Annotated in this window: 13 protein-coding genes; 4 read left to right on the top strand and 9 right to left on the bottom strand. The window is 70.2% G+C overall.

What is annotated here, in order from left to right:
* Positions 1 to 569: 569 nt before the first annotated feature.
* Both ACVNF4_RS23595 and ACVNF4_RS23590 read right to left on the bottom strand, forming a co-directional pair.
* On the bottom strand, positions 570 to 1,685 hold the full coding sequence (locus tag ACVNF4_RS23595; protein ID WP_461804871.1) for an aspartate-semialdehyde dehydrogenase: 1,116 nt from the start codon (positions 1,683 to 1,685) through the stop codon (positions 570 to 572).
* Complete coding sequence (locus tag ACVNF4_RS23590; protein WP_461804870.1) at positions 1,682 to 2,974, bottom strand: aspartate kinase; 1,293 nt, start codon at positions 2,972 to 2,974, stop codon at positions 1,682 to 1,684. The genes ACVNF4_RS23595 and ACVNF4_RS23590 overlap by 4 nt, the downstream gene beginning before the upstream one ends.
* A 188-nt stretch (positions 2,975 to 3,162) precedes the next feature.
* On the opposite strand from ACVNF4_RS23590, the gene ACVNF4_RS23585 reads away from it, so the two are divergent.
* Entirely contained in the window at positions 3,163 to 3,879 is a 717-nt protein-coding gene (locus tag ACVNF4_RS23585; RefSeq protein WP_461804869.1) for a response regulator transcription factor, read from the top strand.
* Entirely contained in the window at positions 3,876 to 5,264 is a 1,389-nt protein-coding gene (locus ACVNF4_RS23580) for a HAMP domain-containing sensor histidine kinase (protein WP_461804868.1), read from the top strand. The genes ACVNF4_RS23585 and ACVNF4_RS23580 overlap by 4 nt, the downstream gene beginning before the upstream one ends.
* Here the strand turns inward: ACVNF4_RS23580 and ACVNF4_RS23575 are convergent.
* Entirely contained in the window at positions 5,230 to 5,751 is a 522-nt protein-coding gene (locus ACVNF4_RS23575) for an SgcJ/EcaC family oxidoreductase (RefSeq protein WP_461804867.1), read from the bottom strand. The two genes, ACVNF4_RS23580 and ACVNF4_RS23575, sit on opposite strands and share 35 nt — an antisense overlap.
* A gap of 179 nt (positions 5,752 to 5,930) precedes the next feature.
* On the opposite strand from ACVNF4_RS23575, the gene ACVNF4_RS23570 reads away from it, so the two are divergent.
* Positions 5,931 to 6,260 carry a MazG-like family protein gene (locus tag ACVNF4_RS23570; protein WP_461804866.1) on the top strand — a complete coding sequence of 110 codons (330 nt, stop codon included), beginning with the start codon at positions 5,931 to 5,933 and terminating at the stop codon, positions 6,258 to 6,260.
* Positions 6,261 to 6,319: 59 nt separating this feature from the next.
* Here ACVNF4_RS23570 and ACVNF4_RS23565 read toward each other — a convergent pair whose 3' ends face one another.
* The 3 genes from ACVNF4_RS23565 to ACVNF4_RS23555 form a co-directional block, all read right to left on the bottom strand.
* On the bottom strand, positions 6,320 to 6,979 hold the full coding sequence (locus tag ACVNF4_RS23565; protein ID WP_461804874.1) for a DUF5063 domain-containing protein: 660 nt from the start codon (positions 6,977 to 6,979) through the stop codon (positions 6,320 to 6,322).
* Between the two features lie 7 nt (positions 6,980 to 6,986).
* Entirely contained in the window at positions 6,987 to 7,586 is a 600-nt protein-coding gene (gene recR, locus ACVNF4_RS23560) for a recombination mediator RecR (RefSeq protein WP_461804865.1), read from the bottom strand.
* 176 nt (positions 7,587 to 7,762) lie between these two features.
* Positions 7,763 to 8,104: a YbaB/EbfC family nucleoid-associated protein gene (locus ACVNF4_RS23555; protein WP_461804873.1), complete on the bottom strand. Its 342-nt coding sequence runs from the start codon at positions 8,102 to 8,104 to the stop codon at positions 7,763 to 7,765.
* A gap of 340 nt (positions 8,105 to 8,444) precedes the next feature.
* Between ACVNF4_RS23555 and ACVNF4_RS23550 the strand changes: the two genes are divergently transcribed.
* Positions 8,445 to 9,182, top strand: a complete 738-nt coding sequence (locus tag ACVNF4_RS23550) for an SLATT domain-containing protein (RefSeq protein ID WP_461804872.1) — start codon at positions 8,445 to 8,447, stop codon at positions 9,180 to 9,182.
* 68 nt (positions 9,183 to 9,250) lie between these two features.
* Here the strand turns inward: ACVNF4_RS23550 and ACVNF4_RS23545 are convergent, their stop codons facing one another.
* The 3 genes from ACVNF4_RS23545 to ACVNF4_RS23535 form a co-directional block, all read right to left on the bottom strand.
* Positions 9,251 to 10,654, bottom strand: a complete 1,404-nt coding sequence (locus ACVNF4_RS23545) for a M20/M25/M40 family metallo-hydrolase (RefSeq protein WP_461804864.1) — start codon at positions 10,652 to 10,654, stop codon at positions 9,251 to 9,253.
* A gap of 68 nt (positions 10,655 to 10,722) precedes the next feature.
* Positions 10,723 to 12,273 (bottom strand): substrate-binding domain-containing protein, encoded by a 1,551-nt coding sequence (locus ACVNF4_RS23540; protein ID WP_461804863.1) that lies wholly within the window; start codon positions 12,271 to 12,273, stop codon positions 10,723 to 10,725.
* Between the two features lie 108 nt (positions 12,274 to 12,381).
* On the bottom strand, positions 12,382 to 12,855 hold the full coding sequence (locus ACVNF4_RS23535) for a hypothetical protein (protein ID WP_461804862.1): 474 nt from the start codon (positions 12,853 to 12,855) through the stop codon (positions 12,382 to 12,384).
* Positions 12,856 to 13,046: the final 191 nt, after the last annotated feature.

Raw genomic sequence — 13,046 nt, 5'->3', positions numbered from 1 at the left:
GGCGATGCGGGGGCGGGCGGTCCGGCGGGGCGGGCGCAGTGCCGCGCCGCGGGTCGCCGCTGTGAAATCGAGTACCTCTGCCACGCCAGTTGGACACCCGTACCCCGGACGGGGTTGTACGTGTCGGCCGTCACTTTTCGGCGCCGGGCCGGCGCGGGGGACCCGTACGACCCGTAATACCCGTGCACCCCCGTCACCGGAATCGTTTCTTCACCGGCGCTCACACCGGGTCGCGGGGTCGGCCGTCTGTCGGCCCACGCCCCCTCGTCTACCCTCATACGTCCCGCTCTTCCCCTATGTTCCCTATGTCCCATAGGAAGTGTCCCCATACGAAACGGGCGTCCCCACGCCCGCCACACAGGCTTCCGACAGCTACAGCCCGTGGTCACACGCCTGCGCACCCGGAGAGGGTGACCGCAAAGACGCTCCCCGCCCACCGCGCGGTTGCGGTGGGCGGGGAGAAAAATCTTCGAACGCCGACCCGCCCGGGGACAAGGCGGCGCGACCGTCTTCCGGCTCACAGTCCTGATCCGAATCCTACAAAGCCACCCGGCCCTGGCCAGCGGCTTTCACTCCGGGTGAGATCCCTCCGCCCGGGATCCGGGCCGGGACGTCCACTCGGCGGCGACCAGTTCCGCGAGCTGCGCGGTGTTGAGGGCGGCGCCCTTGCGGAGGTTGTCGCCGCAGACGAAGAGTTCGAGCGCGGTCGGGTCGTCGAGAGCGCGCCGGACCCGGCCGACCCAGGTGGGGTCGGTGCCCACGACGTCCGCCGGGGTGGGGAACTCCCCCGCCGCGGGGTCGTCGAAGAGCACGACGCCCGGTGCGGTGGCGAGGATCTCGCGGGCGCCGCGGACCGTGACCTCGTCCTGGAAGCGCGCGTGCACGGTCAGGGAGTGCGTGGTGACGACGGGGACGCGGACGCAGGTGACGGCGACCGGCAGCTTCGGCAGCCCGAGGATCTTGCGGGACTCGTCCCGCACCTTGCGTTCCTCCGACGACCAGCCGTCCTCGGTGAGCGATCCGGCCCACGGCACGACGTTCAGCGCGATCGGCGCCGGGAACGGCCCGGTGTCGTCCCCTACGACCCTCCGTACGTCTCCCGGGGTAGTACCCAGGGTTCCCCCTACGCCTCCCGTACCCCCGTCCCCTACGACCTGCGCCAACTGCCGCCGCAGCGTCTCGACGCCTTCCCGCCCCGCCCCGCTGACGGCCTGGTACGACGAGACCACCAGCTCGCGCAGCCCGAACTCGGCGTGCAGCGCGCCCAGGGCGACGATCATCGACAGGGTCGTGCAGTTGGGGTTGGAGATGATGCCGCGCGGCCTGACCCGGGCGGCGTGCGGGTTCACCTCAGGTACTACGAGGGGGACGCCGGGGTCCATCCGGAAGGCGCCGGAGTTGTCGACGACGACCGCGCCCTTCGCGACGGCGACCGGTGCCCAGTGGGCGGCGACCTCGTCGGGGACGTCGAACATCGCGACGTCGACTCCGTCGAACGCCTCCTCCGTGAGAGCTACGACCTCGACCTCCTCGCCGCGCACGGCCAGCTTGCGGCCGGCCGAGCGCGGGGAGGCGACGAGGCGGATCTCGCCCCAGACGTCGGCGCGTTGGGAGAGGATCGTGAGCATGACCGAGCCGACGGCCCCGGTCGCTCCCACGACCGCGAGCGTCGGTCGTACGGTCATCGCCCGGTGCCTCCATAGACGACGGCCTCGTCGCTGTCGGAGTCGAGGCCGAACGCCGAGTGGACGGCGCGGACGGCCTCGTTGACGTCGTCCGCGCGGGTGACGACCGAGATACGGATCTCGGATGTCGAGATCAGCTCGATGTTCACGCCCGCGTCGGAGAGGGCGGTGAAGAAGTCGGCCGTGACGCCCGGGTTGGTCTTCATCCCCGCGCCGACCAGCGAGATCTTGCCGATCTGGTCGTCGTAGCGCAGGGATTCGAAGCCGATTCCGGAGCGGTTCTTCTCCAGCGCGTCGATGGCCTTGCGGCCCTCGGACTTCGGGAGCGTGAAGGAGATGTCCGTCAGACCGGTCGAGGCGGCGGACACGTTCTGCACGATCATGTCGATGTTAATCTCGGCGTTCGAGATCGTCCGGAAGATCGCGGCGGCCTCGCCCGGCTTGTCCGGCACGCCGACGACCGTGATCTTGGCCTCGGAGGTGTCGTGCGCGACACCGGAGATGATGGCCTGCTCCACCTTCTGGTCCCCTTGCTGCTGTGCCTTCGAAACGGGCGGCTGACTGCTCACCCATGTGCCCTGGAGTCCGCTGAAGCTGGACCGGACGTGGATCGGGATGTCATACCTGCGGGCATACTCCACACACCGGTGGAGCAATACCTTGGAGCCAGAGGAAGCTAGCTCCAGCATGTCCTGGAAGTGGATCCAGTCGATCTTCTGCGCCTTCTTCACCACGCGCGGGTCGGCGGTGAACACGCCGTCGACGTCGGTGTAGATCTCGCAGACCTCGGCGTGCAGCGCGGCGGCGAGGGCGACGGCCGTGGTGTCGGAACCACCGCGGCCGAGCGTGGTGATGTCCTTCTTGTCCTGGCTGACGCCCTGGAATCCGGCGACGATCGCGATGTTGCCCCGGTCGAGGGACTCGCGGATCCGGCCGGGCGTGACGTCGATGATCCGGGCTTTGTTGTGGACGGAGTCGGTGATGACACCCGCCTGGCTGCCGGTGAAGGACTGGGCCTCGTGGCCCAGGTTCTTGATCGCCATCGCCAGCAGGGCCATGGAGATCCGCTCCCCGGCGGTCAGCAGCATGTCGAACTCACGCCCGGCGGGCATCGGAGACACCTGCTCGGCGAGATCGATCAGCTCGTCCGTCGTGTCGCCCATCGCGGAAACGACGACGACGACCTGGTGGCCGTTCTTCTTCGCTTCCACGATCCGCTTGGCGACGCGCTTGATGCCCTCGGCATCGGCTACGGATGAGCCGCCGTACTTCTGCACGACAAGGCCCACGTGCGCTCCTCGCTCAGTTCGTCGATTGCACCGGTCAGTCTAACGAGCGCCCGAAATCCCCCTCCGGGGTATCGCATGGTGAGATGTCCGGCGCTGGTTTCCGGCTACTTCGTGAGAGCTAGTACCCAGGTCGTAGGGGTTACGCGCGTGAATGCTGTGAATTAAGTTTCAAGCACTAGGGTGCCGCTGTGCGCGTACTTCTGGTGGAAGACGACGAGCCCGTGGCGCAGTCGCTGCGGCGCGGACTGAAGCGGTACGGCTTCGAGGTGGACTGGGTGACGACCGGGGCCGCCGCCCTCGCTCACACCGACCCCCACGACGTCGTCCTCCTCGACCTCGGGCTGCCCGACACCGACGGCCTCGACGTCTGCAAGGCGCTGCGGGCCCGCGGCGACATCCCGATCATCGTGATCAGCGCCCGCAGCGACGAGACGGACCGGGTGGTCGGGCTCGAACTCGGCGCCGACGACTACGTGTCCAAGCCGTTCGGGGTGCGTGAGGTCATCGCCCGGATAAGAGCGGTGATGCGGCGGGTCCAGCCCCGGACACCCGCCGAGGCGGGGCCCGACCGGTACGGGCCCGGTCTCACCGTCGACCGCAAGGCGGCCCGCGTCCGGCTGCACGGGGAGGAGGTGGCCCTGGCTCCCAAGGAGTACGACCTGCTCGCCTTCCTTACCGAGGAGCCGGGGGCGCTGATGACCCGGGAGCAGATCATGGAGGCCGTCTGGGACGCGAACTGGTTCGGGCCGACGAAGACGCTGGACGTCCATGTGGCCGCGCTGCGGCGGAAGCTGGCGGGGGCGATCACCATCGAGGCGGTTCGGGGGGTGGGGTTTCGGCTGGAGATCGTCGGTACTACGGGGGGTACGGGTACTACGGGCGCCCCCGGGGATACCCCCGCATGATCCGGCAGCTCATCCTCAGCTACGTCCTGCTCGTCGCCGGCGCGATCGGCCTGTTCACCTTCCCCGTGGCCTTCACCCTCACCAGCCAGCTCCGGCAGGACACCGAGGTGTCGCTGAAGCGGGAGGCGACGACGATGGCGGTGCTGCTCGGCGACGGCGACACCGCGTCCTGCCAGGCGCTGGCCCAGCTGGCCCGCGCGTACGCCAGCCAGACGAAGGACGACGTCCAGGTCACGGCGACCGCCGAGTGCGCGGCCCCGCTGCCCCGCCCCGAAGCCGGCCAGGCCTTGGAGCGCGCGCTGCGGCAGGGCAAGGACACCACCGACTGGGGTTCGAACTTCATCTGGGGCGACGAACTGACGATCACCGTCCCGGCGAAGTCGGGCGAGGACGTCGTCGGCGCCGTACGCATCGTCTACTCGACGCACGGCATGACCAGCCGCCTGTGGAACATCTGGGGTTTCCGGGCGGGGCTCGCCGCCGCCGTGCTCGGTGTGGCCGCCGTGATCGGTGCGGTGGTGGCCCGCCGGCTCACCCGTCCGCTGCGCCAACTCAACGACATGGCAAGCAGGTTCAGCGACGGGGATCTGACGGCACGGACCCCCGAGACGGGCCCTCAGGAGACCCGGACCCTGGCCCGCACCCTGAACCAGGCGGGTGAGCGCCTCGACACCCTGATCGCCTCGCAGCGCATCTTCGTCGCCGACGCCTCGCACCAACTCCGCACTCCACTCACGGCGTTGAGACTGTCGCTGGACAACATCGCGGACGGCACGGACGACGAATTCGTGCGCGAGGACGTCGAGCAGGCGACCGCGGAGGTCGTCCGTATGAGCCGTCTGGTCAACGGTCTGCTGGTGCTCGCGCGAGCCGAGGCGAAGGTAACTGCCGCTGAACCGCTGCCACTTGCCGAGATCGTGGACGAGCGGCTCGCGGTGTGGAGGCCGGCCGCCGACGAGCGCGGAGTCACCATCGCGCTCATGGGGGGAAGTATCGACGACCGGCCGCTCGTGCTGGCCGCTCCCGGTCACCTAGACCAGGTGCTGGACAACGTGTTCTCCAACGCCCTGGAGGTCTCACCGGACGGCGGCACCATCAGGGTCCGGTGGGAATCGGGCACCGCCCGCTGGGATTCGGGCCGGCGGGCGGTGGTCCTGTCGGTCCTCGACGAGGGACCGGGCATGTCGGACCAGGAGAAGTCGAGGGCGTTCGACCGCTTCTGGCGGGGGCAGGGGCTCACCGGGCGGGGCGGTTCTGGGCTCGGCCTCGCCGTCGTCAAGCAGCTCGTGACGGACGACGGGGGCACGGTGACCCTGAAGGACGCGCCCGGCGGCGGCCTGTGCGTCTCGATCAGCCTTCGGGCATCTTCGAGGAGTGGTGGTTGACGATCTTCCAGTCGCCGCCCTGCCGCTTCTCGTACTCGAACGTGTAGCGGGCTTTGACGACGCTCTTGGCGCCGGTCTTCGGGTCGGTGAGCGTGAACTCGTAAATCCCGGTGTCGAGCGCGGAGTTGCCGTCCAAGGCGTCGACGATCGTCGTGATCTTCTTCCCCACGGGCTTGTTGAGGAGGAAGTGCTCGAAGTAGTCGACGATCTCCGCGTGGTTGGTGCGGATCTTGTTGGAGACCGTGGGCAGGAGCACCGCGTCGTCCGCGTAGAGGTCGGCGACCTTCTCCGCGTCGCCGGTCTGCAACGCGGCGTTCCACGTGTCGAAGAGACCGGCGATCCGGGCCTTCGCCGCCGGCTTCGGCTGCGGTCTGCTCTGCTCGGGGCCGGCGAAGCCGACTCCCGCTCCCACGGTCCCGGCGACGACAAGTGCCGCCGCGCCGACGGCCAGAGTGCGCCTGCTGATCGGACGAAGGCGACGGTTCATCACAACTCCAGTGCGTGTGGGGGGAGTTCGTTCCCTCCGGTGCTGCTGCGGAGGAAGTGACTCCAGACTCCCGTCTCACCGGTTAGCACCCGTGCAGCCGTCGTACAGGAGAGATCCAGGACCTCGCCAAAACTCGCTCGCGCCGTGCTTGCGTTCAGCTACGACCTGAGGAGGACGCGATGGACGACCTGGCCTGGGAGCGGGTGCGGCGGCTGGTGGGCTGGCTGGACGAGCACGCAGAGCCGGCCGCGGCGGGGGACGTACGGCTGCTGCGGGTGCTGAAGATCGGGGAGGAGTTCGGCGAGGTCGCCGAGGCGCTGCACGGCGCGCTGGGCGCCAACCCGCGCAAGGGGGCGTCGCACACCTGGGACGACGTCCACCAAGAACTGTGCGACGTGATCGTGACGGCGATGGTGGCGCTGTCGTCGTGCGCCGACGACCCTCAGGGGCTGCTGGACGGCAGGCTGGAGCTGCTGGTGGAGCGCGCGGGGCTGGAGGCCAGCCCCTGAGGTCTACGGGTACTACGGGGCGACTTGAGGGGTACGGGAGATCCCGTAAGCCGTGCGGGCTACTTCGGCGCCTTCAGCCCCAGCGGCTCCGCGATCTCCTCCGTCATCACCTGGCCGGCCTCGATCTCCAGGGTCTCGTCGCCCACGGCCTGGTCGGTGTCGAGGCCGTCCAGTTCGGCGAGCGGCTGGTCGAGGCGGATGTGCGCGAGGACGGAGTGCAGCGCGCGCAGGGTCGCCGACGCCGTCGTCCCCCAGTTGGAGAAGTACGAGAACTGCCACCACCACAGCGCCTCGGTCGTACGACCCGCGCGGTAGTGGGCCATGCCGTGGCGCAGGTCGGTGATGACGTCGGCAAGGTCGTCGGAGATCCGGGCCGGTACCGGAGCCTTACGGGGCTCGTAGGGGTCGAAGACCTCGGAGTAGACGTCGACCGGCTCAAGGAGGCGGGCGAGGTTCTCGCGGAGTTCGTCGACGTCGGCGTCGGGGCCCGCGTCGGGCTCGTACCGCTCGTCCGGGACGATGTCCTCGTGGGCACCCAACCTGCCGCCGGCCAGCATGAGTTGGCTGACCTCCAGGAGCAGGAACGGGACCGCGGAGCCCGGTTCGTCGCCCTTGGCGACCTCGGTGACCGCGACCAGGAAGCTCTCCACCTGGTCGGCGATCTGGACCGCGAAGTCGTCCGGGCTGTGGCCGGTCGCGTGCAGCGTGGCGTCGGGCATCGTGACGTCAGACATCTAGGAGTCGTCTCCCCTCGAAGGCGCGGCCGAGGGTCACCTCGTCCGCGTATTCCAGGTCGCCACCCACCGGGAGGCCGCTGGCCAGGCGGGTGACCTTCAGGCCCATGGGCTTGATCATGCGGGCGAGGTACGTCGCTGTCGCCTCGCCCTCCAGGTTCGGGTCGGTCGCGAGGATGAGTTCGGTGACCGTGCCGTCCGCGAGGCGGGCCAGGAGTTCCCTTATCCGCAGGTCGTCGGGGCCGACGCCCTCGATCGGGCTGATCGCGCCGCCGAGGACGTGGTACTTGCCCCGGAACTCGCGGGTCCGCTCGACCGCGACGACGTCCTTCGGCTCTTCGACGACGCAGATCACCGTGGGGTCGCGGCGCGGGTCGCGGCAGATCCCGCACAGCTCCTCCTGCGCGACGTTTCCGCAGGTCGCACAGAATCTGACCTTCGCCTTGACCTCCAGCAGGGCGTGCGCGAGGCGGCGTACGTCCGTCGGCTCCGCCTGGAGGATGTGGAAGGCGATCCGCTGCGCGCTCTTGGGACCGACGCCGGGCAGCCGACCCAGCTCGTCGATGAGGTCCTGGACCACGCCTTCGTACACGGACTGCCGTCCTTCCTGGGGTTCCTTCAGTGCGTACGGTAGTTGCCGGATGCCCCTCCAGAAAGGCGACCGGCGTGAAGAAACCGGTCTGGCCTCGGGAAAGAGGATCGGGATCGGGGTGCGGGAGCCTGGTTCTCGGGTATCTCAGGGTTCCCGGTACTCCGGGGTTACGGGGGTCAGAAGGGCAGGCCCGGGATGCCGCCGCCGCCCAGGGCCTGGGACAGCGGGCCGAGCTTCTGCTGCTGGAGGGTCTGCGCGTTCTCGTTGGCCGCGTGGACGGCCGCGACGATCAGGTCGGCGAGGGTCTCCGTGTCCTGCGGGTCGACCGCCTTGGGGTCGATCACCAGGGCGCGCAGCTCGCCGGAGCCGGTGACGGTGGCCTTCACGAGGCCGCCGCCCGCCTGGCCGTCGACCTCCGTGTTCGCCAGCTCCTCCTGGGCGAGCTGGAGGTCCTGCTGCATCTTCTGCGCCTGCTGGAGCAACTGCTGCATGTTGGGCTGGCCACCACCGGGAAACACCATCGGCTCCTGTGTCGTACGACGTCGGGGGCGGGGGTTTCCCGCTCGGCACGAGCCTACGTGGTCTGTGCGGGCGCTGCCTCGGCACTCTTTCGAGTGAGAGTGCTCCACGGCCTATACCTGATCAAGGCCCACTTCCGGGCGTAAAACCGGCGAAACCTTCCTCTTCGCCACCCATTGGGAGGTAGGAAGGTCCAGACGCACCGGCACCACGCGTCACGGCAGAGGTAGCTCTCGGGATGTGCCTCTCAGGAGTGACCCCCGTGGTGCCGCCGGAGGTGTCAGGTCAGGTAGCGGAACGGGGTTCAGGAGGGAGTGCCGGGTGGGTCAGCAGCCGGAGATGCAGCCCGAGGGTCCGCCTCAGGACGGACGGGACGAGGGCGCGGCCGGGCTGCGGCCGGGCGATCTGACCGGGCGGACGTTCCCGCACGGCGACTGGGGCGAGCCCGCGGTGCGGCTCGACGAGCTGTACCGGTGGGTGGAGCAGGGGGCGCTGGAGACGGCGGCCTGGTACCTCGCCGACCGGGGGTGGAAGCGGCGCGGGGCCCGGGTACTACGGGGGTCAGCGGCGGGGGGTGCGGTGATCGGCGCGGCGCTGCCGCTGCTGGACCTCGGCGGCCTGTGGCACGGCGCGTCCCCCTGGGGGTACCTGGCGCTGCTGATCGCCGTGTCCTGCGTCGCCGTCGACCGGACCTTCGGGCTGACCTCGGGGTGGATGCGGGACGTCGCCACCGCGCAGGCCGTCCAGCGGCGGCTCCAGGTGCTCCAGTTCGACTGGGCCTCGGAGAGCGTCCGCGAGGTGCTGGGGCCGGCCGAGGGGACCGCCGGCGAGGCGGCTGAGCGGTGCCTCGGTGTGCTGCGGCGGTTCTCGGAGGACGTCACGGAGCTGGTGCGGACCGAGACGGCGGACTGGATGATCGAGTTCCGGACGGCGTCGACGTCGATGGCCCTCCAGACGACCGCGCCCTCCGTACCGCGCCAGGAGGCGGCCGGGCCGCATCCCGGGCGGTTCTCCCCGCCGCCGGTGAACGGGACGCGGCCGAACATGCCGCGCCAGAGGCCGCCGGAGCCGCGGTGAGGGGTGGGGGTGTGGCTCCCGGGTACTACGGGGCGTACGAGGCCGGCGCCATCACGACCGGTGTGCCGTCACGACTGCGGTGAGGGGAACGACACCGGCCCCCGCAGCCCCGCCCGGTTCACGGCGCGTACCCCGAAGAACACGTTGTCCTTCGACAGGTCCACCTCGTACGTCGTCACGTCCCCGGCTTCGACGACGTGTGTCCACTCGGGAGCCGTCGTCTCGCGCCAGACGATCTCGTAGCCGGCGAGGTCGGGTTCCGTGCCCCGGCTCCACACCAGGCGTGTCGAGTTGGTGAGCGCGGAGGTGACGATGCGGGTGCCGCGCGGGGCGCCCGGCGCCTGGGCGAGCGTCCACAGCGCGGCGGCGTTCACGCGGGCGACGCGGGTCGTGAAGGCGAAGTCGCAGAACTCGGGCAGGTCCCCGAACGGCCGCCCGTTCTCGACGCGCACGTCCTGGTGTTGGTGCGCGAAGTCCTCGGCGGGCTCGGTGAACCGGAGTGCGGGGTACCCGTTCTCCAGGAACGGGATGTGGTCGCCGCCCCGCAGATAGCGGTCGCGCCGGTAGATCACGCGGACGTGCATGCCGGTGGCGTCGTTGTCGGCGACGTCCCTGACGAACCGGGCGAGTTGGCGGGTGTCGGAGTCGTTCTCGCCGCCGACCGAGCGCCGGACGGCGGCCTGTTCGGGCGTCTCCGACGTGGGTACGCCCTCCGCGAAGAGGCGGATCGTGTACGGGTCGTGGGTACCGTCGTCGGCGGTCGAACTGCCGACGATGTCGTTGGTGAACATCGCCCGCACCTGTGCTCCGGAACTTTTCAACTGCCGTGCCAGGTAACCCGATCCGTAGAGTCCCTGCTCCTCCCCCGCGACCGCCGCGAACACGATCGTCGACGCCGGACGCCGTCGCGCGAACACCCGCGCCAGCTCCAGCACGACGGCCACCCCGGAGGCGTCGTCGTCCGCGCCGGGCGCGTCGGAGACGGCGTCCATGACGTCGCTCACCCGCGAGTCGTAGTGCCCGGAGACGACGTGCACCCGCTCGGGGGTGACCGAACCCCGCAGTGTGGCAAGGACGTTGGTGATCCGGGTCGGGACGGGGATCCTCGACGCCGGTTCCTGGACGTACGACTGGAGCTCCACCGTCATCCGGCCGCCCGACTCGGCCGCGTACGACTGGAGTCGGCCCCTGATCCAGTCGCGGGCGGCGCCGATGCCCCGGGCCGGGTCGTCCTGGACGGAGAGGGTGTGCCGGGTGCCGAAGGAGACGAGGGTGCGGACGGTCGCCTCGATCCGGTCCTGGTCCAACTCCTTGAGCAGGGCGCGGAGTTCACGGCTCGGCCGCTGGGCCGTCGCCGGGCGGGGTGCGGCGGCGCTGTCGGCCGCGGTCGCCTGGCCGGGCGTCGCGCCCAGGGCCGCGGCGGTGGCCGCTGTCGCGGTGAGGACGGTGCGCCTGGTGGGGGTGGGGGGCATGGCTCCTCCTGGGGCGGTGTCCTGCCGATGCTCCTGGACACCGCCTCGGGGCGGCAAGAGGGCCTGTGTCAGGGCGAGTTGGCGGGCTTGACGGTCTCCGCGCACAGTTGCAGGCCCTGCGGGCTCCAGCAGGGCAGGTGGCCGTGCGAGCGGATCGTCGTCTGTCCCAGCCCTCGGATGAGGTAGGTGAGGAAGCGCGCGGCGAGGGAGTCCGCGGGCGGGGTGTCGTAGGTGTAGGCGTACTCGATCTCGCGGTACGGGTAGGCGCTGGTGCCCTGTTCGAGGGCCTTGAGGTCGGGCGCGTTGCCGTCGAGGGCGAGCGGGTGCAGGCCCTTGGTGCGTTCGGCGACGTTCAGTTCGCTGTAGCCGATCGCGCCGGGTGTCCTGCGGACCGTCGCCAACACCTGGTCCGTGGAGTCGAGTTCGCAGCGGACGGGTGCGTCCGGCGGCCGGTAGTCCCGCGAGAGGCAGTCGCCGGAGGTGTTGGCCGTCTCGTTCCGGCCCAGCACCCGGCGCTGGAACACCTTCCTGGTACCGGAGTTGGCGTCCCGGCTGACCATGCGCACCGGCAGGTCGGGGCCGCCCACCTGCCGCCAGTTGGCGATCTCGCCTCGGTAGACGCGCCGTACGGCGTCCGTGGAGAGGTTCTTCAGCGTCACGTCGTCGTTGACGACCAGCGCGAAGACCGAGAGCGCCGCCCTGTCCTCGACGAGTTCGTCCATGCCGGCCGGTTTGGGGCCGTCGGAGATCGCGATCCGGGACGCCGAGTCCTTCCGGCCGCCTCCGGAGTCCAGTGCGCGCAGAGCGGCGGTCGAGCCGTGCGCGTCCACCACGACGGTCGCGCCGTCGCAGTCGTGCTCGAACCGTTCGGCGACGTCCTGTACGACCGGGGCGAAGGCGGTCGAGCCGCTGACGGTCAGACGGCCCTTCGCGCACTCGATGGGCGGCGGGGTGTCGTCGCGGACCACGACGATCGCCGCGAGTGCCACCACGCAGACCGTCAGCATCACCGAGATGGTCCGCGCGGCCCGGCTGAACAGCGGGGGTACGTCGTCGGGGGTAGCACTCCGGTTGGGGTGGACCTCCCCCTCACGTATGCCGCCGTACAGGCGTATGGGGCTGCCGACGTCGCCGCCGGAGAGCAGGACGAGCAGCTTGTAGTGGTCGCCCCGGTTGAGGGGGACGCGCGGGACGCGCAGGGTGTGGCCGTCGAAGCCGAAGCCGCGCTCCACGGTGAAGTGGTCCATCAGGTGGTCGGTGCCGGTCGGCTGGGTGACCGTGACGCCTTTGACCGTGCGGTCGGTGAACACCGCTGTCAGGCCGTGGACTTCGGGCGAGGTGTAGTCGTCGCGGTCGATGCCCTGCGAGCCGTCGTTCTCGATCCGCAGCAGGACGAGCGTCGCGTCGGTCATGCCCGGGGTCTCGTCGAAGAGGCCCAGCCGCCGGTTGGCGCGGCCCGAACGGGCGTCGTCCCCGATGGGGTTGTCCATCTGCACGCGGTAGCCGACGCGTCTGCGGCGCGGCACTCTTCGCTCGTACCAGACCATCACCCCGGAGGCGATGATGCCGAGCAGGGCCGTGCCCACGGCCACCACGTTCTCCGCGTTCAGCCACTCCACTGGGCTCCCCCGCCGCTGACGACCGCTGGATCGTGCCGTCACGGTAGGCGCGCGCGGGAGCCGTGCGCCCGGACAAACCGGGCCAACTCCCTTATGTTCGCCGGACGTTCATCCCTTGGTGTAGATGAGCTTCTCCCCGGTGGCGGCGTTGAGTCGTTGCAGGCCGCCGCTCGGCAGGAGGGAGACCTCCGTGATCCCGCCCGGGGTGCAGGAGGTCAGGGGGCGGCCGGTGGTGACGCGGGAGGGGCCGTAGGTCAGGGGGCCGTCGTCCGTGGTCGCCCTGCGGGTGAGGGTGGCGGTGAACTCGCAGTGGTAGCCGGGGCCTTCGGCGATCAGGGTGAGGCCCGCGGCGCCCGGTTCGCCCTGGGCGATGGTGAGTTGGCGGGTGCTCACGCCGTTCGCGTTGTCGATGACCGCCTTCCAGGTGCCCAAGTAGGAGGCGGGGACGGCTCCTTGGCCCGCAGGCGCGTCGGATCCCGAGGAACTCGGAGCGGGTGACGCGGTGTCGGGCGCGGTTCCGTTCTTGCCGGACGTCGGGGAGGGGTCGGGGCGCTTCGCGTCGGGGGTGCCGTCGCCGTTCATCAGCGTGTAGACGGAGGCGCCGGCCGCGACGGCGACGACCAGGGCGACGGCTATGAGGAACGCGGTGGCGCGGTTGTTGAAGCAGGAGGGCGAGCGGGGACGGCTGGACGTCGAGCTGGGTGGTCTGGGCGGTGGTCACGGCACGCACCCTTTCTACTTTTCGTCGATCTGACGCTATCTATCATAACGCG

The organism is Streptomyces sp. S6 (assembly GCF_054880855.1).
Note: the sequence above shows the minus strand (reverse complement) of the source record. Positions and strands in the feature narration are given on the sequence as shown.

Excerpts from the sequence above, each read along its gene's own strand:
- ACVNF4_RS23545 (WP_461804864.1), bottom strand. The coding sequence starts at position 10,654 with ATGCCCCCCACCCCCACCAGGCGCACCGTCCTCACCGCGACAGCGGCC.
- ACVNF4_RS23580 (WP_461804868.1), top strand. The coding sequence starts at position 3,876 with ATGATCCGGCAGCTCATCCTCAGCTACGTCCTGCTCGTCGCCGGCGCG.
- ACVNF4_RS23570 (WP_461804866.1), top strand. The coding sequence starts at position 5,931 with ATGGACGACCTGGCCTGGGAGCGGGTGCGGCGGCTGGTGGGCTGGCTG.
- ACVNF4_RS23550 (WP_461804872.1), top strand. The coding sequence starts at position 8,445 with ATGCAGCCCGAGGGTCCGCCTCAGGACGGACGGGACGAGGGCGCGGCC.
- ACVNF4_RS23535 (WP_461804862.1), bottom strand. The coding sequence starts at position 12,855 with ATGAACGGCGACGGCACCCCCGACGCGAAGCGCCCCGACCCCTCCCCG.
- ACVNF4_RS23565 (WP_461804874.1), bottom strand. The coding sequence starts at position 6,979 with ATGCCCGACGCCACGCTGCACGCGACCGGCCACAGCCCGGACGACTTC.
- ACVNF4_RS23575 (WP_461804867.1), bottom strand. The coding sequence starts at position 5,751 with ATGAACCGTCGCCTTCGTCCGATCAGCAGGCGCACTCTGGCCGTCGGC.
- ACVNF4_RS23595 (WP_461804871.1), bottom strand. The coding sequence starts at position 1,685 with ATGACCGTACGACCGACGCTCGCGGTCGTGGGAGCGACCGGGGCCGTC.